A 19,513-nucleotide genomic window follows, 5' to 3' on the forward strand; every position below is an offset into this window, starting at 1 on the left:
AACTTCAAGACACGCGCGCCGGGCAGTTTTCAACAGAATTCACGGAGTTCCTGTTGACCGGAGAGCGCACCGCCGAAATCGGATCGTCGTGCGCCGGGGCACCGACCGGCCCGCGCGGCGATCGGGATACGTACGGGCCGGGATACGCGGGACGCGTGCGGGATACGTATAGGTGATTCGCCGTTTCCGGATATTCAGGACCCGGTCCGGTTCGTAGGTTGATGGGGTCCGGCCGGCGGTCGAGCGGACGTGAAGCCGAACGGCCCGAAGGGGCGCAGCCCGCCGCACGGGAAAGCGCGGAACCGAGGAGACGGCACCATGGCCAAGGTCTACTTCCAGGTCAATGTCCCCATAAAGAACTCCGTACGGCCCGAGCAGTGCGGGCTGCACGTCCTCACCGGGCCGGCCGACACCTGGTCGGACGCCCTCCGCATCGCGCGCGAGACCTGCGACACGGCGGCCGCAGCGCAGAGGGCGGGCTTTCCGCTGCCCCGCAGGCGCCCGGACGGCTGGGGAGCGCGCGGGCTGCGCCCCGGCTGGGTCTTCGACTGGACGGCCGCGACCGTGGACGCCTGGGCCCACGACGGGACGTTCCGGGACTACGGGTCCGCCCTGCCCCGGCGGGGCCTCCTCTAGGAAGAGGCCCCCAGCCGGTGGGCGAGGTCGCGGCGGGAGAGCGCCCCGGTCTTCCGCATGGCACGGGCGATGTGCTGCTCCACCGTCCGGGGTGAGAGGTGGAGGGTGGTGGCGATCTCCCGGTTGGTCAGGCCGGAGACCGCGAGCTGGGCCACCTCCGCCTCCCGGGGGGACAGCTCGTCGGCGTACGAGGGGCGTCCGGGGGGCCGCCCCTTCTTCGCCGGCAGGCGGGTGCGCAGCAGGGCCCTGGCCCGCGCCGCGTCCCAGACGGCCCCCAGCTCGGTGAAGCTCCAGGCGCAGTCCTCCAGTTCGGCGATCGCCGCCGGGGTGGCGGAGCGCTCGGGGGCCGGGTCCGGTGACGCGGCGGTGTCCCCGGTGTCCGGCTCGACGCCCGCCCCGGTGCCGGGCCCTGCCTCCGGTCCGGCGCCCGGCCCGGTGCCGGACTCCGCGCCCGGCCCGGCGTCCGGCCCGGTGTGCGCCGCGAGTACGCAGCGCGCGGCGCCCTCCGCGGTCAGCGCCCGGGTGTAGGGGCGGGGCAGCTCCGCGTAGGCCGCCGAGGCCTCCCGGTACAGCTCCGCGGCCCGCAGCAGTTCGTCCCGCCCTTCCCGTACTTCCCGCCCTTCCCGTCCGTCCTGCCCTTCCCGCTCCGGCGCCTCCGTCTCTGCGAGTACGGCCCTGCTCCAGATCAGCGCGGCCCTGGCGGCGGGCGCGTCGCTCCGCCCGAGGCCCCGGGAGAAGTCCCGTACCACGGCGTGCGCCGCCGCCCCGTCACCCGCGCGCGCCAGCGCCTCCACGGCCCACGGCGCGAGCTCCGCGGCCCACGGCCACACGCCCTTCCCGGCCACCACCGCCCAGGCGGCACGCGCCTGTTCCGCCGCGGCCTCCACCTCCTGGCGGGCCAGGGCGAGGCGGATCATGCCGCCGGCCGCCGTCGCGCCCAGGGGCACGGGCAGCTTCTCCGTCCCGAACGTCCCCCGTTGGGACAGCCAGGACACCGCCTCTCCCCAGTCCCCCTGGGCGACCGCGAGCAGGCCGCGCACGACGTAGGCGTCGGAGGCGATGAACGGCATGTCGGCGGTGGCGGCGACGAAGTCCTCGCACCGCTCGGCGAGCCCGGGCCACCGGCCGGTCCACCACTCCTGGAGCAGCCGCGTCCCCAGTGCGTTGTACTCCGTGTACGGCGCGCCGCTCCGGGCGGACAGGTCGCTCCCCGCCGCGAGAAGGTCCTCCGCCCGCTCGTAGAAGCCGAGCCAGACCGCGAAGTCCGCCGTGTTGCACAGGCCGCGCGCCGCCTGCCGGGCGCACGCGGGGTCCGTGTCCTCCGCGGGCAGTTCCCTCGCCAGTTCCCACGCCCCCGGGTCGGCGCAGCTCATGGCGAGTCCCGCCCGGCCGGCCAGGACCGCCGTGCGCATGGGTTCGTCCCCGCTGGCGTCCGCCGCGGCGGTGGCCTCGGCCAGCCATCTCCGGTGGACGTCGAGGGAACTGCCCGGCCAGTAGGGGCTGGACAGTGCCGTCATGGCGCGCGCGGCCAGGCCGGGCCGGACCTCGCGCAGCTCGGCGGCGGCGATCTCCAGCATCCGCCATCCCTCGGGGAAGCGGCCCATCTGGTTGCACAGCATCAGCCCCAGGTCGAGCCGCAGCTCTCCGCGTACGGCCGGGGGCAGGGACGCGTCCCGCACGATCTGCGCGAGGACCTCCACGGTCCGGTCCGAGCGCAGTCCGGTCACCGCGCTGCGGGCGAGGAGCGGTGCGAGACGGGCCCGGCTCCGCGGGGGCAGGCCGGGCGTGGCGAGGGTCCGTTCGAGGAGCGCGACGGCCTGCTCGTGCCGGCCGGACGCCGCCGCCGACTCGGCCGCCCGCTCCACCGCCCCGAGCCATCTGCGGGTGTCGCCGGCCGCCCTGTGGTGTTCGGCCACGTCGGCCCAGGGCACGGGCCGTCTGCCGCTCAGCGTCCTCGCCGCCCGTCCGTGCAGGTCCTGGCGGACGGGTCCGGGCACGGAGGCCCGTACGGCAGGAGCGGCCAGCGGGACGGCGAAGCCGTAGCGGCCCTCGACCGGCTCCGCCAGGGCGGCGGTCTCCAGGGCCCGCAGCAGCGCGTCGCCTCCCGCCGCGGCTCCGAGGCCCGAGACCGCGACCAGCTCGTCGCGGCCGGCGGGTTCGCCGAGGACGGCGGCCGCCCAGACCACCGGGCGGTGGGCCGGGGACAGTGCGTGCGTACGGCTCAGCACCAGCTCGGCCAGGCGGGCCGGCACCCCGGCCGCCTCCACCTCCGCTGCCGTACCGGCGAAGGGCGGATGCCGTTCCCCCAGTACGGCGAGGAGGTCGACGACCACCCGGGGGACGCCGCCGGTCAGTTCGCGCAGCCTGCGCACCGCTTCGGGGGTGCAGTCGGCCTCCAGCGCCTCCGCGGCGGCGCGGCGGACGCGTTCCTCGTCCCAGGGCGCCGGGCGGTGCCGGAGCACCGTCAGGCGGGAGGGGTACGTCAGCGGCGGGCCGCCCAGCGGCAGTCCGGGCACGGGAAGTTCCTCGGGGCGATAGGCCACGGCCGCCGCCGAGCCCGGCCCCAGGCCCTCCAGGACCCGGCGCAGCCGCCGCAGCTCGTCCTCGTCCGCCCGGTGCACGTCGTCCACCAGCCACAGGGTCGGCACCCGCCGGTGCGCGTCCCCGTCCGGCGGCCCGCCGTCGGCCCCGCACCGCCACCGCACGCGGACCGTGTCCACCGTCCCGGGCAGGTCGGCGAGTTCCTGGAGCAGATGGCTCTTCCCGGTGCCGGCGGGGCCTTCGACGAACAGCAGCACCGGTTCGGCACGCCCGTCGGCGAGGACCCGGGCCAGGGGCCGCAGAGCGGAACCACGCGCCTCGTTCACGCCGCCATCCCCGCTCTCCCTCTTCCGACCTCTGTCGCCCGCTCTCGACTTCTGCCGAGCTCTGCCGACCTCTGTCGCCCGCTCTCGACTTCTGCCGACCTCTGCCGACCTCTGCCGCCCGCTCTCGGCCTCCGCCGAGCTCTGCCGACTCCTGCCGTCCTCTGCCGACTTCCGTCGGCGGAATTCCGCGCGAGTCGATTCCGGAACCGTATCAAGGAGCCGACGGCGGCACACGGAAACGGGAGCGGGATTTCCACCTCCCTTCCCGCACGAAACAGAAAAAGGCCGCGCGATGTGAAGCGCGGTCCGAAATCGGCGGTGGGAGGCGGCGCGGATTCGCGAGGGGCTGCTCGCGTTCTTCCCGGAATTCCACGGGAACGAGTGCCCGGGCGCGCGGAAGAGCCTTCGGCGACGGGCGCGCCGCGGAGCACGCCCGTCGCCGACTGCGAAAAGCAGGGCGCAATGCCATCCGGCCGGGACTGCCCGAGGGCGGCGCGCACAGCTCGTTCCGCACGCCCGTGCACCATACCGGCCGACCGAGGCTGGACCGGTCCCGCGCAGCTTTCGTACGGAACCGCGAGTCCGGTCGGCCGGCACCCGAACCTAGGGTCCCGCCCGCACCCCCGAACATCCGGAGAGCCGGTTCCACGGATACGCAATCAACCCTCCGGTGCCGCCCCGGGCGCCGCCCACCGCTCCCCGGCCGTCGCGGTCCGCGTCGAGATAAATAGGTGTCCGTATGTGCGGCTCCCCGGATGGTCTTCCGGCCGCCCCCGTTCGTAGGTTTCCGCCCACCGGTCGATCACCCGCCCCCCACGGCGGCCGACCGCGCCACGACGGGCCCGGGCGCACCGGCCCCTCCCCCGGTGCCCGAGCGGCCCCGGCGGCCTGCCCCGCCGGGGCCGCTCGGCATCGCGTCGGCCGTCCGCCGACGACTCCCCCCACGCAGAAGGAAGACGATCACATGAAGCGCAGAGGCCTCGGCATCACGGCGGGAGCCTGCGTGTTACTGGCGGCCTGCGGGTACCGGCTGCTGCCGTTCACGACCCCGCCCGAAGAGCCCGTCGTCATCGGAACGGCGAACGGCCTCACCCACCTCGACCCCGCCGGGGGTTACGACAGCGGGTCCTGGGCGCTGTACAGCAACATCTACCAGGCCCTGCTCACCTTCGACCCCGGGGCGACCGTCCCCCGGCCCGACGCGGCCGAATCGTGCGGGTTCACCGAGTCCCTGACCACCTACCGGTGCAAGGTGCGCGGGGACCTCACGTTCTCCAACGGGCATCCGGTCACCGCCGAAGCCGTGAAGCACTCGTTCGACCGCATCCTGGGCATCCGGGACCCGCTCGGGCCCTCGCCGCTGTTCGCGAACCTCCTCTCGGTGGAGGCGAGCGGCCCCTTCGTGACCTTCCGCCTCTCGGCGGAGGACGCCACCTGGCCCTCCAAGATCGCCACACCGGCGGGGTCCATCGTCGATCCGGCCGAGTTCCCCCGGAGCGGGCTCCGGACCGGGCGGACCTTCCCGGGCTCGGGGCCGTACGTCGTCTCCTCCTACGAGAAGGGCGCCCGGATCGCGCTCGTACCGAACCCCTCGTACAGGGGTGCCGTCCCCGGGAAGGGCCGGCCGGTCGAGATCCGCTACTACAAGACCTCCCAGGAGGTGGAGAAGGCGTGGAACGCGAAGGAGATCGACATCGCCCACGCCGGGCTCACCGCCGCGACGCTGGCGACCCTCGAGAACGGCGAGGACCCGGACGTGCGCCTCTCCGTCGGGGAGAGCACGGTGGCGCGCCACCTCGTCCTGAACACGCGCCCGCCGCACCGCCCCCTGGGGAACGTCGCGGTCCGCGGAGCCGTCGCCGCGCTCGTCGACCGGGGGCGCCTGGCGGACGCGGTGTTCAAGGACACCGTGTCGCCGCTCTACTCGCTCGTCCCGCGAGGCGTCACGGGGCACAGCACCGACTTCTACGACGTGTACCCCGAATCGGACCCGCGGTGGGCGGCGCGGCGGCTGCGCGAGGCGGGCGTTCGCACTCCGGTACGGATCACCCTGGGCCACCAGGTCGGCAGCGCCGCCGTCGAGGCGCGCGAACTGAAGACGCAGTTGGAGCGGAAGGGTCTGTTCCGGGTCGAACTGGTCGAGGAGGCCGACTGGGTCACGTACCAGGAGCGGTACAAGAGCGGTGAGTTCGACGCCTACGTCCTGCAGTGGAGTCCCGACTTCCCCGATCCCGACACGTTCGTCCAGCCGCTGGTGGGGAGCGGCAACGCCCTTCACAACGGCTACGCGTCGGCCGAGATCGACGGCTCCATCAAGGTGACGCAGCGGTTCGTCGAGCGCGACAGGAGCGTCGACCGGTTCCGGGCGATCCAGCGGGTGGTGGCGAAGGAGGTCCCGCTGGTGCCCCTCTGGCAGAAGAAGAACTACGTGGCGGCCCGGCCGGCGGTCACCGGAGGCCACTACCTCGTCGCGGACAACAGCGGGGTGTGGCGCCTGTGGGAGCTGCGCCGGGAGCGGTAGACGGGGCAGCCGCGTCCTCGGGGATATTGCGGTGGGCCCCGAACGGTCCTCCGCCTACCGTCGGGGCATGCAGAAGTCGTCCTCCCGGCTCGCGTTCGCCGCGGCCGGTGTCACCGTCGTCCTGTGGGCCTCCGCCTTCGTCTCCATCCGCACCGCGGGGGCCGCCTACTCCCCCGGCGCGCTCGCGCTCGGACGGCTCCTCTCCGGGGCTCTGGTCCTCGGCGCCGTCCTCCTGGTGCGGCGGGAGGGATTGCCGCCCCGGGCCGCGTGGCCGGGGATCGCGGTCTCGGGGCTGCTCTGGTTCGGGGTGTACATGGTGGTGCTCAACTGGGGCGAGCAGGAGGTCGACGCGGGCACGGCCGCGATGGTGGTGAACGTCGGGCCGATCTTGATCGCCCTGCTCGGCGCGCGGTTCCTCGGGGAGTCCCTGCCGCCCCGGCTGCTCGCGGGCATGGCGGTCTCGTTCGCGGGCGCGGTGACCGTCGGCCTCTCGATGTCCCGGGGTTCCGCCGGCGGCCACGCCTCGGTGCTGGGGGTCGCCCTCTGCCTGCTCGCGGCGGTGGCGTACGCGGGCGGGGTCGTCGCCCAGAAGCCGGCGCTCGCGCACGGCAGCGCGCTCCAGGTGACGACGTTCGGCTGCCTGGTGGGGGCGGTGGCGTGCCTGCCGTTCGCCGGGCAGCTGGCCGGGGAGGTGGGGCGGGCGCCGCTGTCCGCGACCCTGAACATGGTCTACCTCGGGGTGTTCCCGACCGCGCTCGCGTTCACGACCTGGGCCTACGCCCTGGCCCGTACGACCGCCGGACGGATGGGCGCGACGACGTACGCCGTGCCCGCCCTCGTGGTGCTGCTCGCGTGGGCTTTCCTGGGCGAGCTGCCCGGGCCGCTCACCCTCGCCGGGGGCGCGCTGTGCCTCGCGGGCGTGGCGGTCTCCCGCTCCCGGCCGCGGAGTTCCGCCGCCACGGCGCCGACCGAGTCCGCCTGACGGGGCGGGCTCCGGGACGGACGTTCGAGTCCGCCTGACGGGCCGGGCTCCGGGGCGGACGTTCGTACGACTCCGCTCCGGAGCCCGGCCCTCCCGAGGAGTTCTCAGACCGCGTTCCCCGACCGCAGCAACTGGCGGGCGAAGGACGTCAGCGAGCGGCCGACGCGTTCGACCGACAGGCCGAGTTCACGGCGCTGGAACTGGAAGAGCTCCGGCGACAGGGGGCTGAGCGCGATGTCGGTCAGCGGGTCCGGGTCCTCGACCCCGTGGTCGACGAGGAGCGTCCGGACGTGGACGCGCCAGAAGCCGTACGCGCCCGTCCGGAAGCGCGCCGGGCCCGTCTCCGCCCCCAGGGCCAGCGGCAGGTGCCGTTCGAGGAGGTCGAGCATCGCCAGGTAGAACGCCGCGAGCCGCTCGTCCGGCGGCGCGCCGGGTCCGAGCGGCGGGGGTCCGTGGACGAGCTGCCCCTGGAGCCGGCGCTCGTGCTCGTCGAGCAGCGCGACGGCGACCGAGGAGGGGTCGGCGAAGCTCCGGTACAGGGTGGCGCGCCCCACTCCGGCGGCCTTGGCGATCCGGTCCATGGTGACCGACCGGGGGTCCTGTTCGGCGAAGAGCCGCTCGGCCGCGGCCAGGATCTGGGCGCGGTTCCGCTCGGCGTCCGCGCGTCTGCGCGGGGCGACCGGCCGCTCGTCCGCGGCCTGGAGGTCGCCGAGGAGCCCGCCGGCCCGGTGCGCGGAGCCGGCCCCGCCGCCCCGCTGCTCGTCGTCGCTCATGGGCCCGACCCTACTTCCCTCATGTTCTCCCTTTTCCTTTCCGACTTCCTCCCGGCTCCCTCCGGCTTCTTCCAGCTCCTTCCGGGTCTCTTCGGCTTCCTTCCGACTCCCTTCCAGAATAAGTGGACACCTTGTCCACTTGGCGTATTGAGTGGCATGCTAAACGGACTCAGTGTCCACTTGCTGCTCGCCATCCCGCCCCAGGGAGATCCCATGCACACCGCGCTCCTCGCCGCGGCCCTCCTGGTCGGCTGCCTGCTGGCCGTCCAGGCCTCGGTGAACCTCCAGCTCAACTCGGCCGTGGGCACCCCCTACGGCGCCTCGACCCTCCAGCTCGGCGTCGCGACCGGCCTGCTCGTCGTCCTCGCGGTGGCGGCCGGGGCGCTCGGCGCGCTCGGCGGACTGCCCGACGTCGAGCCCTGGCAGCTGCTCGGCGGTCTCGCCAGCCCGCTCTACATCACCAGCGGCATCCTGCTCTTCCCCCGGCTCGGCGCCCTCGCCGCCGTCGGGCTCTTCGTCACCGGCCAGATGTTCGCCTCGCTCGCGCTCGACCTCTTCGGCCTCCTCGGCCTGGAGCGGCAGGAGCTGAGCGCCGGCATCGTCCTGGGCGCCGTGGCGGTCCTCGCGGGCATCGTCGTGATCATCCGGGGCATGAAGGCCGCGGCCCCCGCCGGCGCCCCCGGGACGTCGAGCGCCGGACGCGCCGGGCGCGCCGGACGGCTCGCCCTCGGCATCGTGGCCGGCGGCGCGCTGCCGGTGCAGGGTGCGGTCAACGCCCAGCTGCGCGCCCAGCTCAAGGAGCCCCTCACCGTCGCGGTGATCAGCTTCGCCGTGGCGACCTTCACCATCGCCGTCGTCCTGCTCGTGCTCTACGCGACCCGGCGCACCCCGAAGCCCAGGATCGCCCCGCTGAAGAAGATGCCCTGGTGGGGCTGGCTCGGTGGCGCCTGTGCCGCCGCCTACGTCACCGGCACCTTCCTGCTCATCCCGTCCATCGGCGCGGCGGTGACCATCGCCCTGACCGTGACGGGCCAGCAGCTGACCTCCGCGCTCATCGACCACAAGGGCCTGTTCAAGCTCCCGCAGCGCTCCCTCACCAAGCCGCGCGCCCTGGGCCTCGCCCTGCTCCTCGCCGGCTCCCTGACCATCCAGCTCGTCTGACCGGGGTGTCACGAAAGACACGACGTGAAAGCCAGGACGTGCAAGACACGTCACGAAAGCTGCGTCACGAGAGGTGCGTCATGAAAGGTGCGTCATGAAAGCGTCGTACACCGCCGGGCCGGACCTCCACGTCCTCCCCTCGGCCCTGCCCGTCCCCGGTCTCGGCGACCAGCCGGTGAACGCCTTCCTCCTACGGTCCGGACAGCCCGTCCTGGTGGACACCGGCATGCCCGTGGACCGGGAGGGCTTCCTGGACTCCCTGTGGTCGCTCCTCGACCCCGCCGACCTGCGCTGGATCGTCGTCACCCACGACGACCGCGACCACACCGGCGCCCTCACCCGCGTCCTGGAGGCCGCCCCGTGCGCGAAGGTGCTCGCCAACGCGACAGCGGTGACGCGCATGTCCGAGGAGTTCGGGATTCCGCAGGAGCGCCTGGTGACCGCCAACCCGGGGAACCGTGTGAGGACCGGCGACCGCGAGCTGAGCTTCCACCGGCCGCCCACGTTCGACTCGCCCGGGACCCTCGCCGTGTTCGACCACTCCGACGGCACGCTCTACAGCTCCGACAGCTTCGGCACGGTGGTGGAGGGGAGGGTCCAGGACTTCGCCGACCTCGACGAGGAGGAGTTCTTCCACGGGTTCGAGGTGCTGAACCGGGCGATAGCGCCCTGGACCGCACTGGTCGACGAGGCGAAGTTCCTCCGGCCGGTGCGGGAGCTCGCCGCCCTGAAGCCCGCGCGCCTGCTGAGCGCGCACGGGCCGACCGTGCGCGAGGACGCCGTGCCCCGGCTCTTCGACGCCATGGCCCGCATCCCCTCGCTGCCCGCCTGGCTGCCCGGCGCCGACCTCGACCTCGAAGCGGCGCTCGACGCCCACGAGTCCCCTGCCGGCTGAGCCCCCTGCACCGCCCCCCGTTCGCTTCCGCCCTCCACGAACCGAGGAGAACCATGCCCGGCCCCGCCCTCACCGACCCGGCCCCGCCGCCCGGCACCATCACCGTCTTCTCCGACATCTGGTGCTCCTTCGCGCACATCGCCGTCCACCGGCTGCACACCACCCGGGCCCGGCTCGGCCTGGAGGAGCGGGTCTCCTTCGATCTGCGCGCCTTTCCCCTCGAACTGCTGAACGACGCCCCGAGCCCGCGCCCCGGCACGGACAGCGAGGTGGCCCGGATGGCCGGCCTGGAGCCGGGCGCCGGCTGGCAGTTGTGGCAGGCCAAGGACTGGCTGTACCCCTCGACCACGCTGCCCGCCCTGGAGGCGGTCCTCGCCGCGAAGGAGCAGGGCCCGCGCGCCTCGGAGCGGCTCGACCTCGGGCTGCGCCGGGCCTTCTGGGCCGAGTCGCGGTGCATCAGCCACCGCAAGGTGATCCTGGACGTGGCCGCGGCCACCGGCGCGGTGGACGTCGACGCCCTCGCCGAGGCGCTGGACGACGGGCGGGCCCGCCGGGCCCTCGCGGACCAGACCGCGCTCTCCCGGACCGACCGGATCGACTGCAGCCCCCACCTGTTCCTGCCCGACGGCTCCGACCACGCCAACCCCGGCATCGACGTGCGCTGGGAGGGGGCGTACGGCATCGGCTGGCCGGTGGTCGCCTCCGACGACCCGGAGGTGTACGAGGACATCCTGCTCCGGGCCGCCGCCGGGTGACGGCCGCGGTGCGGTCGGATCCGCCGCCGTCACCGCGCGGGCCGCTCGCGCGGCCCACGCCCCGTCCTCGGTCCGTACCGCCTCAGGGGAAGACGACCAGGGCCCGGCCGCCCTTGCCCGCGAGCATGTTGTCGAAGGCGCCGGGGATGCCGTCCAGGGTGATCCGCTCGGTGACCAGGGAGCCCATGTCGAACCGGCCGGCCCGGATGTGTCCGGCGAGCACCGGCAGGTCCTCGGCCGGGTTCGAGTTGCCGTAGACGCAGCCGGCCAGGGTGCGGCCCCAGTGGAAGATCTCCAGGGCGTTGAAGGTGACCTGCTGGTCCTTGCCGCCGATGCCGACGACCGTGGTCCGGCCACCGCGCCGGGTCGACTCCCAGGCGGTGCGGATGGTGACGGCGCGGCCCACGCACTCCACGGCCACGTCGACGCCCTGACCTCCGGTCAGCTTCCTGACGTCCTTCGCCGTGGTGTCGGAGGCGACGACGTACTCGGTGGCCCCGGCCGCCCGCGCGAGGGCCTCCTTCTCCGGGGAGACGTCCACGGCGACGATCGTCGGGGCGCCCGCGATCCGGGCGGCCTGGAGCGCGGCGAGGCCCACGCCGCCGACGCCGTACACCGCGACGGTCTCGCCCTCCCGGACCCGGGCGGAGTGGTGGACCGCGCCCCAGCCGGTGAGGACGGCGCAGCCGAGCAGGGCGGCGTCGGCGAGCGGGACGCCGTCGGGCACGGGCAGGACGCAGCGGGCGGCGACGACCGTCTCCTCGGCGAAGGCGGCGACGTTGAGGCCGGGGTGGAGCTCGGTGCCGTCCTGGGTGCGGGCGTGGACGTTGCCCGCGCCGGTCAGGGCGTCGGCGCAGAGCCAGACCTCCCCGAGCGAGCAGGCGTGGCACGCGCCGCAGGAGGGGGCCCAGTTGAGGACGACCCCGTCGCCGGGGGCCACGTGCGTGACGCCCTCGCCGACGGAGACGACGGTGCCGGAGCCCTCGTGGCCGAGGACGGCCGGGACCGGTACGCGCATGGTGCCGTTGGAGAGGGAGAGGTCGGAGTGGCACACGCCGGCGGCGACGAGGCGGACCCGGACCTGGCCGGGGCCGGGCTCCGGGAGCTCGATGCCGGCTATCTCCAGCGGAGCACCGACGGCGGGCAGGACGGCGGCGCGGATCAGGCTCACGTGCGGTGCTCCTCGGGACTCGGGACTTGGGACTCGGGACTTGGGACTCGGGACTTGGGGCTTGGGGCTTGGGGCTGGGGACCGTGTCGAGGAAGGGCGCGGGCTCAGAACTGCAGGGACTTGGTCTGGAGGTACTCGGCGAGGCCGTGCGCGCCCAGCTCCCGGCCGACGCCGGACTGCTTGTAGCCGCCGAAGGGGGCCAGCGGGTTGAAGCGGCCGCCGTTGATGTCGACCTGGCCGGTGTCCATGCGGCGGGCGAAGGCGACGGCCTCCTCGGGGTCGCCCCAGACGGCCCCGGCGAGTCCGTAGACGGTGCCGTTGGCGATGGCGAGGGCCTCCTCCTCGTCCTCGTACTTCAGGAGCGAGACGACCGGCCCGAAGATCTCCTCCTGGGCGATGGTCATGTCCGGGGTGACGTCGGCGAAGACGGTCGGGAAGACGTAGTAGCCGGTCTCGCGCGGGGCCTCGGGGCCGCCGGCGACGAGCCGGGCGCCCTCCTCGATGCCCTTCTCGATGTAGCCGCGGACGCGCTCCTGCTGCTTGGCGTTGACCAGCGGGCCGACGCGCTCGCCGGGGACGTACTTGGCGACGGCCTCGGCGGCGAGCGCCACGGCCTCCTCGTACCGGTCGGCGGGGATCAGCATGCGGGTCCAGGCGCTGCATGTCTGGCCGGAGTTGGACATGACGTTGGCGACGCCGACGGCGACGGCCTTGGGCAGGTCGGCGCTCGGCAGGATGACGTTGGCGGACTTGCCGCCGAGTTCGAGGGCGACCCGCTTGACCGCGCCGCCCGCGAGGGCGCCGATGCGGCGGCCGACGGCGGTGGAGCCGGTGAAGGAGACGAGGTCGACGTCCGGGTGCTCGGCCAGCGCCTGGCCGGCGACCGGGCCGAGGCCGGTGACCAGGTTGAAGACGCCGGCGGGCAGGCCCGCCTCGTGGACGGCCTCGGCGAAGAGCTGCGCGGTGAGCGGGGTGTCCTCGGCGGGCTTGAGGACGGTGGTGCAGCCGGCCGCGAGGGCCGGGGCGACCTTGGCAACGATCTGGTGGAGCGGGTAGTTCCAGGGGGTGATCGCGGCGACGACGCCGACCGGCTCGGCGTAGACGGTGGAGTTGCCGACCTTCTCCTCGAAGGGGTGGGTGGCGGCGAGTTCGGCGTACGTGCCGGCGACGGCGATCGGCAGTCCGGCGTGGACGGCGGCGGCGAGCTGCGGCGGGGCGCCGAGCTCGGCGGTGACGGTGGCGGCGATCTCCTCCGCGCGGGCGGCGAGCGCGTCGCGCAGGGCGGCGATGCGGGCGGAGCGCTCGGCGGGCGGGGTGGCGGCCCAGCCGGGCAGCGCGGCGCGGGCGGCGCGTACGGCGGCGTCGACGTCCTCGGCGGTGCCGGCCGGGACGTGGCCGACGACCTGCTCGTCCGCCGGGTTGACCACCGAGATGGTCTCCGTGGAGGAGGCGGGGCGCCACTCCCCGCCGATGTACATCGCGTCGTGCGCCTTCATCCGCTGTCTCCTCACGTTACCGACGGGTTCGTCGCCCATCCAAACTAGCGCCGTTAGTTTTCCGGCGCCAGGGTGGTGGAGCGTGCCCCGGGTCTCAGTGCCGGACCGGCCCCGGCGCCTCTGCGGGGTTCCGGTACGGAGCCGATCGTGCCGCCCGGGGCCGGGCGCCGTCCACGGCGGAACCGGACAGGCGCGGGGCGGCGGAACTGGGACGTTCCGCCTTGCCGCCGGGTCCGCGGCCCGGGCATGCCGCCGCGTCCGGTGGGCACGCGCCGGGCGGCGCGGCCCGCCGGACGCGGCGGGAGGGGGGTGGCGGAGCGGAGGGCGGGCCGACGGAGCGAAGGGTGGGTCGACGGAACGAAGGGTGGGTCGACGGATTTTCTGCGCGATGTCTCAGATCTTCTGGGCGATGTCGGTGAGGTGGGCGAAGACGACGATGTTCGCTTCGTAACCCGTCTTGCGGTCGAAGGCTCCGCCGCAGGTGAGCAGCCGCAGTTCGGGCCGCTCGGTGGCGCCGTACACCTCCTTGTCGGGGAAGTCGTCCTTGGCGTACGTCTTGACGCGGTCGACCGTGAAGACGGCCACCTTGCCGTCGGCGCGGGCGACCCGGACGGTGTTGCCGGGGTTGAGCACGCCGAGGTTGAGGAAGACCGCGGGCCCGGTGAGGGTGTCGCGGTGACCGACGACGATGGCGTTCCCGCGCTCCCCCGGCGTGACTCCCTTGGCGTACCAGCCGACGACGCTGGGGTTGTCGACCGGCGGGGCGGCGAGCTGGCCCTTGGCATCGAGGCCGAGGTCGATGACGGGGGCCTCGATGGTGATGGCCGGGACGGCGACGGCGGTGGGACGCGAGCGGGGGAGCGGCGCGGGCGCCCCCTGGGACGTGCCCTTCGACCGGGGCGCGGCCTTCGGAGCGGGCGCGCTCTTCGGTGCCGGGGCGGGCTTCGGCGCCGGGGCGGACTTCGCGGTGGGCGCGGACTTCGGGTCCTGAGCGGGCTTCGGGTCAGGTGCGGACTTCGGAGCCGGGGCGGACCTCGGAGCGGGCGCGCCCTCCGGCGGGGACGCGTTCTCCGGCGGGGACGCGTTCTCCGGCGGGGCCTCGGGGTTCGCCTTGCGGTCCAGGGCGGCCGGCGCTCCGGCCGCCGCGGCCGCCCCCGCCGCCCCGGCCTCGCCGGAGGCGGCCGGAGCGGCGGCGAGGGGCGGGGCGGGGGGCTCGTCGTCACCCGCCCACCAGAAACCTCCGACCACCAGGACCACGAGCACCGTCACGGTCCTGGCGAGCCGGAACAGGCGCCGGCACCTGCGCGTGATGCGGGACCTACGCGGCGCCATCGTTGCGGCGGCGCGAGCGGCGGATCATGACCAGTCCGGCCGTGCCGGCGAGACCGGCGGCGACGGCCGCCCCGACGCCGAAGGCGGAGGACTCCTCGGCGGCGGCGAGTTCCACGCCGCCACCGCCCGCGCCGACCGGGCCCTGCGGGGGCCGGCCCTGGCCGTTGCCGGACCAGTTGTTGTCGCTGCTGTTGTGGGCGCCGTTGTTGCCGTTGTTGCCGTTGTGCGGGCCGTTACCCGGACGTCCGCCCGGCCCGTTGCCGTGGCAGTCGACCGTGAAGACCTTCTGCTTGCCGGTGGGGGTGGCGCCCGGGAAGGTCCAGGTGACCCGGTACTGCCCCTCGGGCAGCGTCAGCGGGTTGGTGTGGCCCATCCCGGTGTTCAGCGCGACGCGGCCGCTGAGGGTGGGGACCTCGGGCCGGGGCGGCTGCGGGGTGATCTCCCAGCTCACCTCCTGGAGGATGTCGAAGTTGAAGGCCGCGAGGTAGAACTTGCAGACCCTCGCCTCGTCGTTCAGGTCGCCGTAGGGGCTGCCGACCTTGTGGACCTTGATGTCGCCGTTGTCGCCGGGCGCGGCGAACGCGGCCGGGGCGCCGGCGAGGGCGAGGCCGCCGATGGCCGCCGTGGCCACGAGGGTGGCGGCGAGGGGGCGGAGAGCACGAGCAGGCATGCGGGTTCCTCCAGGAAAGGACATGTCGGGTGTTTCAGCCGATAATCCGACTATCCGTCAATATCCAATTTCAGAGGGTAGCGACATGCGTGTGTCGATCTCCGAGTCGCCCGTCCGGCCCAGAGGCCACCGGATCCGCCCGTGTCCCCCACCGGGACGCCCGCCCGTGACCGGACACTTCAGACGATCCCGAAGAGGACCGCCGCCGCCAGCACGACCAGCGAGGTCAGCGCGGCCCACTTCACCGTGAACCTGGTGTGGTCGCCGAACTCCACCTTCGCCATGCCCACCAGCACGTACACCGCCGGCACCAGCGGGCTCGACATGTGCAGGGCCTGGCCGACGATCGACGCCCGGGCGATCTCCAGGGACGACACCCCGTGGGCCGCGCCCGCCTCCGCGAGGACCGGCAGCACGCCGAAGTAGAACCCGTCGTTCGACATGAAGTAGGTGAGCGGAAGACTCAGCACACCGGTGACCAGGCCCATGTGGGGCCCCATGCCTTCGGGGATCGCGCCGACGAGCCAGTCCGCCATGTGCTTGACCATGCCCGTACCGGTGAGGACACCGGTGAAGACGGCGGCGGCGAAGACCATGCCGGAGACGTTGAGGACGTTGTCGGCGTGGGCGGCGATACGGGCCTTCTGCTCGGCCATGTCCGGATAGTTGACGGTGAGCGCGAGGGCGGCTCCGAGGAGGAACAGCACCGGGATCGGCAGCAGTTCGAGGATCATCGCGGTGAGCAGCGCGACCGTCAGCCCGGCGTTGAACCAGTACAGCCGGGGACGGAGCGTGGCACGGTTCGAATCGAGCCCCTGGAACCCGTCACCGTCCCCGTCCCCCTCCCCCGCACCGGAACCGGAACCGCGACTGGAATCGGAACCGACCTCGGTCCCAACCCCGGCCCCGGTTCCAGCCCCCGCGCGGCCGCCCGCGTCCTTGCTTGCGCCTCCTGCGCCGCCCCCACCGGCCGCGACCAGCACCGTACCGGTCTCCGGCACCAGAGCCTCGTCGAGCGTGAGGTAGCCGATGCGCTTGCGCTCGCGGCGACCCAGGACGTACGCGAGGGCGAAGACGAAGAGCAGGCCCACGCCGAGCGCGGGGATCATCGGCACGAAGATGTCGGCGGCGTCCAGTTTCAGGGCGGTCGCGGCGCGGGCGGTGGGGCCGCCCCAGGGCAGGGTGTTCATGACGCCGTTGGCGGTGGCGGCGACCCCGGTCATGACGACCAGGCTCATCCCGAGCCGCTTGTAGAGCGGATACATCGCCGAGACGGTGATCATGAAGGTGGTGGAGCCGTCGCCGTCCAGGGAGACGATCGCGGCGAGCACCGCCGTACCCACGACGATCCGTACGGGGTCGGCCTTGCAGAAGCGCAGGATGCCCCGGACGATCGGGTCGAAGAGGCCGACGTCGATCATGACGCCGAAGTAGACGATCGCGAACATCAGCATCGCGGCCGTCGGCGCCAGGTTGCCGACGCCGTCGATGACGTAGTCGCCGAGGCGGGCGCCCTGTCCGACCGCGACGCAGAAGAGCGCGGGAATCAGCACGAGCGCCGCGATCGGCGACATCTTCTTCGTCATGATCAGGACCAGGAAGGTCGCGATCATGGCGAAGCCGAGGACGGTCAGCATGGAGGACACCTCACGTTCACCCTTGAACTGCCGCCGAGCGGCGGTCCGGACGACCGTAGGTGCCCCCTTCCGTCGTTAACAAGGTGTTGACGCGTGAGCAATACGAGCAAAACCCCAGGTCAACACAGGGTTGCAGCTCGGAGCCACAGCAGGACGGCGTCCGATCACGGCGGGGCGGCACTCCGGATCACGGCACGGCAGCGCTCCAGATCACGGCACGGCAGCGCTCAGGACCACGGCACGGCAGCGCTCCGGAAGCCGACAGAGGCCCTCCGGGCACCGACAGGGGCCCTCCGGGTGCCGACAGGAAACCCTCCGGATCACGGCAGGAAACCCTCCGGATCACGGCAGGGGCGACACCTCGACGGGGAAGCCGTTGAGCACGGCGGTGCCGGAGAGGGGGTCGATCCGCGACCCGTCGAGCAGCTGGTTGACGTTGACGCCGGGGCGGGCGGACGCCACGGCGAGCCGGGTGCCCGCCCGGTCGTGACCCCAACCGTGCGGGAGGCTCACCACCCCCGGCCGCACCCCGTCGGTGACCTCGACCGGCACCTCCAGCTCGCCGCCCTCCCCCTTGACCCGGGCGAGCCCGCCGTCGGTCAGCCGCAGCCGGTCCGCGTCCCGGGGGTGCACCTGGAGGGTGCAGCGGTTCGAACCCCCGCCGAGCGCCGGCGTGTTGTGTAGCCAGCTGTTGTTGGACCGCAGGTGCCTGCGCCCGACGAGCCGGAGGGTGCCCGGGTCGGGTACGGCGTGGAGCGCGGCGCGCAGCCGGGGCAGGTCGGCGGCGAGCGGCGCGGGGAGGAGCTCGATCCGCCCGCTGCGGGTCTTGAGGAGCTGGGGCAGGCGGGGCTTGAGCGGACCGAGGTCGATGCCGTGCGGGTGTGCCTTCAGCTCGTCGAGGGTGAGCCCGTACGGTCCGAGCCGCAGCATCAGGTCGAGCCGCCGCTCGGCTCCGGTGTCCCCGGTGAGCCGGGCCGCGAACTCCTCGGGGTCGGCCCCGTACGCCGGCGAGTGCTCCTGCGTCACGGCCTTGGCGAGGGTGGTGCGGACGGCGAGGTCGTCCACGGCCGAGGGCGGCGTGCCGTGGAGGCCCGAGACGGCGAGGATCAGCCGGGCGTGGATCTCGCACTCGTCCATCCGGTCCGGTTCGAGGGGGACGGCCGCCGGGGTGTGGCGGACCTGGTCGCGGACGGCGAACCCGTTGAAGGCGAAGTCGAAGTGGGCGCTCCGGGAGGGCGGGGGCGGGGGCAGCAGGACGTCGGCGTGGCGGGTGGTCTCGTTGAGGTACGGGTCGACGGCGACCATGAGGTCGAGGGAGCCGAGGGCCGTGTCGAGGCGGTCTCCGTCGGGGGCGGACAGGACGGGGTTGGCGGCGAGGGTGAGGAGGGCCCGGACGCGCCCCTCCCCCGGGGTCTCGATCTCCTCGGCGAGCGCGACCAGCGGCAGCTCCCCCTTGACCTCGGGGTGGTGCGAGACCCGGCTGTGCCGGCGGCCGAGGGCGAACCCCCTGCCGGGTCCCGCGGGGCGCGGGGCGGGCGCGGTGGCGGAGAGCGGGAAGAGCGCGCCGCCGGGCCGGTCGAGGTTGCCGGTGAGGACGTTGAGGACGTCGACCAGCCAGTTGGCGAGGGTGCCGTACTCCACGGTGGAGCTGCCCATCCGCCCGTAGACGGCGGCGGTGGGCGCGGCGGCGAGCTCCCGGGCGAGGGCGCGGACGGTGGCGGCGTCCACGTCGCAGGCGGCGGCGACCGCCTCGGGGGTGAACTCCCGTACCGCGGCCCGTACCTCCTCGACGCCCTCGACGTGGGCGGCGAGCGGTCCGAGGTCGGTGAGGTCCTCCGCGAAAAGGGTGTGGACGAGGGCGGCGAGGAGCAGCGCGTCGGTGCCGGGGCGGATCGCGACGTGCCGGTCGGCGAGGCGCGCGGTGCGGGTGCGCCGGGGGTCGACGACGGTGAGGGTGCCGCCGCGTCCTCGGAGGGCCTTGAGCCTGCCGGGGAAGTCGGGGGCGGTGCACAGGCTGCCGTTGGAGGCCAGCGGGTTGGCGCCGAGGATCAGCAGGTGGTCGGTGCGGTCCAGGTCCGGCACGGGGACGGCGAAGGGGTCACCGAAGAGCAGGCCGCTGGAGACGTGCTTGGGCATCTGGTCGAGCGTGGACGCCGTGAAGAGGTTCCTGGTGCGCAGCGCGCCGATGAGCAGGGGCGGGTAGAGGGCTCCGGCGATCGTGTGCACATTGGGGTTGCCCAGGACGATACCCACCGCGTCCGGCCCGTACTCCTCGATGATCGGACGGATTCGGGCGGCGATCGTGTCGAACGCCTCGTCCCAGTCGACCTCCCGGAGCTCGCCGCCCTTCCTTACCAGGGGGCGGCGGAGCCGGTCCGGGTCGGCGTCGATCTCGGGGAACGCGGCGCCTTTAGGGCAGACGAACCCCTGGCTGAAGACGTCGTCGCGGTCGCCGCGCGCCCCGGTGACCCGGCTCCCTTCGAGCGTCAGGGTCAGTCCGCAGGTCGCTTCGCAGAGGGGGCAGATACGCAGGGCCGTGGGCATGGCGTCTCCCTGGGGCGTCGGGTGGCGCCGAGCATACCGACCGGTAGGGAGGGAGGGGAGGGGTGTGCCCGAA

Annotated in this window: 14 protein-coding genes; 6 read left to right on the forward strand and 8 right to left on the reverse strand. The window is 73.8% G+C overall.

What is annotated here, in order from left to right; all coding sequences use genetic code 11:
* Positions 1–318 precede the first annotated feature (318 nt).
* A complete protein-coding gene (locus OO47_RS04770) occupies positions 319–636 on the forward strand; it encodes a hypothetical protein (protein WP_030212915.1) in 318 nt (105 codons plus the stop codon).
* On the opposite strand, the gene OO47_RS04775 is transcribed toward OO47_RS04770, so the two are convergent.
* On the reverse strand, positions 633–3,503 hold the full coding sequence (locus OO47_RS04775; protein WP_030212910.1) for a helix-turn-helix transcriptional regulator: 2,871 nt from the start codon (positions 3,501–3,503) through the stop codon (positions 633–635). The genes OO47_RS04770 and OO47_RS04775 overlap by 4 nt on opposite strands.
* Before the next feature lie 964 nt (positions 3,504–4,467).
* Here OO47_RS04775 and OO47_RS04780 point away from each other — a divergent pair.
* Both OO47_RS04780 and OO47_RS04785 read left to right on the forward strand, forming a co-directional pair.
* Entirely contained in the window at positions 4,468–6,024 is a 1,557-nt protein-coding gene (locus OO47_RS04780; protein WP_030212907.1) for an ABC transporter substrate-binding protein, read from the forward strand.
* A gap of 67 nt (positions 6,025–6,091) precedes the next feature.
* Positions 6,092–7,006, forward strand: coding sequence for a DMT family transporter (locus OO47_RS04785; protein WP_030212904.1), 915 nt, complete (start codon positions 6,092–6,094; stop codon positions 7,004–7,006).
* Between the two features lie 104 nt (positions 7,007–7,110).
* On the opposite strand, the gene OO47_RS04790 is transcribed toward OO47_RS04785, so the two are convergent.
* Positions 7,111–7,779, reverse strand: a complete 669-nt coding sequence (locus OO47_RS04790; protein ID WP_030212901.1) for a TetR/AcrR family transcriptional regulator — start codon at positions 7,777–7,779, stop codon at positions 7,111–7,113.
* 213 nt (positions 7,780–7,992) lie between these two features.
* Between OO47_RS04790 and OO47_RS04795 the strand changes: the two genes are divergently transcribed.
* The 3 genes from OO47_RS04795 (at position 7,993) to OO47_RS04805 (ending at position 10,590) form a co-directional block, all read left to right on the forward strand.
* Complete coding sequence (locus OO47_RS04795) at positions 7,993–8,940, forward strand: DMT family transporter (protein WP_030212898.1); 948 nt, start codon at positions 7,993–7,995, stop codon at positions 8,938–8,940.
* Between the two features lie 94 nt (positions 8,941–9,034).
* The gene (locus tag OO47_RS04800; protein ID WP_030212895.1) at positions 9,035–9,835 is read left to right on the forward strand and encodes an MBL fold metallo-hydrolase; all 801 of its coding nucleotides are present in this window, start codon (positions 9,035–9,037) and stop codon (positions 9,833–9,835) included.
* A gap of 53 nt (positions 9,836–9,888) precedes the next feature.
* Entirely contained in the window at positions 9,889–10,590 is a 702-nt protein-coding gene (locus OO47_RS04805) for a DsbA family oxidoreductase (RefSeq protein WP_030212891.1), read from the forward strand.
* Positions 10,591–10,672: 82 nt separating this feature from the next.
* Here OO47_RS04805 and OO47_RS04810 read toward each other — a convergent pair whose 3' ends face one another.
* The 6 genes from OO47_RS04810 to OO47_RS04835 all read right to left on the reverse strand — a co-directional run bounded on the left by OO47_RS04810 (position 10,673) and on the right by OO47_RS04835 (position 19,440).
* The gene (locus OO47_RS04810) at positions 10,673–11,755 is read right to left on the reverse strand and encodes a Zn-dependent alcohol dehydrogenase (protein WP_030212889.1); all 1,083 of its coding nucleotides are present in this window, start codon (positions 11,753–11,755) and stop codon (positions 10,673–10,675) included.
* 110 nt (positions 11,756–11,865) lie between these two features.
* Positions 11,866–13,257: an aldehyde dehydrogenase family protein gene (locus tag OO47_RS04815; RefSeq protein WP_030212887.1), complete on the reverse strand. Its 1,392-nt coding sequence runs from the start codon at positions 13,255–13,257 to the stop codon at positions 11,866–11,868.
* Positions 13,258–13,650: 393 nt separating this feature from the next.
* Entirely contained in the window at positions 13,651–14,526 is an 876-nt protein-coding gene (locus tag OO47_RS38565) for a class F sortase (protein WP_324606507.1), read from the reverse strand.
* A gap of 49 nt (positions 14,527–14,575) precedes the next feature.
* Positions 14,576–15,259: a hypothetical protein gene (locus tag OO47_RS04825; protein WP_030212882.1), complete on the reverse strand. Its 684-nt coding sequence runs from the start codon at positions 15,257–15,259 to the stop codon at positions 14,576–14,578.
* Positions 15,260–15,438: 179 nt separating this feature from the next.
* The gene (locus OO47_RS04830; protein ID WP_030212879.1) at positions 15,439–16,896 is read right to left on the reverse strand and encodes a CitMHS family transporter; all 1,458 of its coding nucleotides are present in this window, start codon (positions 16,894–16,896) and stop codon (positions 15,439–15,441) included.
* 342 nt (positions 16,897–17,238) lie between these two features.
* A complete protein-coding gene (locus OO47_RS04835; RefSeq protein ID WP_030212877.1) occupies positions 17,239–19,440 on the reverse strand; it encodes a molybdopterin-dependent oxidoreductase in 2,202 nt (733 codons plus the stop codon).
* Between the last annotated feature and the right edge of the window lie 73 nt (positions 19,441–19,513).

Source organism: Streptomyces bikiniensis, assembly GCF_000716625.1.
GTDB lineage: Bacteria > Actinomycetota > Actinomycetes > Streptomycetales > Streptomycetaceae > Streptomyces > Streptomyces bikiniensis.